The following is a 630-nucleotide window of genomic DNA, read 5'->3' on the forward strand; positions in this document are numbered from 1 at the left end:
AAGGTGCATTGATCGTTGCTGAAGAAGTTGAACAAAATCTCTACTTGGCTTCACGTAATCTGCGTAACGTAGAAGTAAGCGATGTAGCAAGTGTTGATCCAGTTAGCTTGGTTGGCCACGATAAAGTAGTTGTTACTGTAGCTGCTTTGAAAAAGATTGAGGAGATGTTGGGATGAACCAAGAACGTATCTATAAAGTGCTTCTAGGCCCTCACGTTTCTGAAAAAACGTCAATGGCTACAGAAAACGATCAAGTTTGTTTCAAGGTTGCTCCAGATGCGAGCAAGCCAGAAATCAAGAAAGCAGTTGAAGCGTTGTTTAACGTAGATGTTAAGTCAGTTCAAACTGTAAATATCAAGGGCAAGACCAAGCTTACGCGTAACGGTCTTGGTAAGCGTAAAGATATTCGTAAAGCGTATGTTCGTTTGGCTGAAGGTCAAGACATCGACTTTATGGATGTTGAATAAGGTAGGAGATAGTTATGCCAGTCGTTAAAGCCAAACCGACTTCTGCCGGTCGCCGTCACGTAGTTAAGGTTGTAAACCCTGACCTACATAAAGGCCGTCCTTACGCGCCATTGGTAGAGAAAAAGTCTAAGAGCGGCGGTCGTAACAATAACGGTCGCATTACA

General features: G+C 43.2%; 2 protein-coding genes and 1 pseudogene. All 3 read left to right on the top strand.

Annotation, left to right across the window (positions count from 1 at the left end):
* Nucleotides 1-176 (top strand): 50S ribosomal protein L4 (gene rplD, locus A3739_RS04410; protein WP_156502348.1); only part of this gene is annotated, 176 nt, incomplete at its 5' end.
* Nucleotides 173-466, top strand: a complete 294-nt coding sequence (rplW, locus tag A3739_RS04415) for a 50S ribosomal protein L23 (RefSeq protein WP_068475202.1) — start codon at nt 173-175, stop codon at nt 464-466. The genes rplD and rplW, both read left to right, overlap by 4 nt.
* 14 nt (nt 467-480) lie before the next feature.
* Nucleotides 481-630, top strand: a pseudogene (locus A3739_RS04420) (50S ribosomal protein L2); the annotation flags it as partial.

The sequence above is a fragment of the Oleiphilus sp. HI0067 genome, assembly GCF_001635735.1.

Coding starts and splice junctions, on each gene's coding strand:
- rplW (WP_068475202.1), top strand. CDS start 173: ATGAACCAAGAACGTATCTATAAAGTGCTTCTAGGCCCTCACGTTTCT.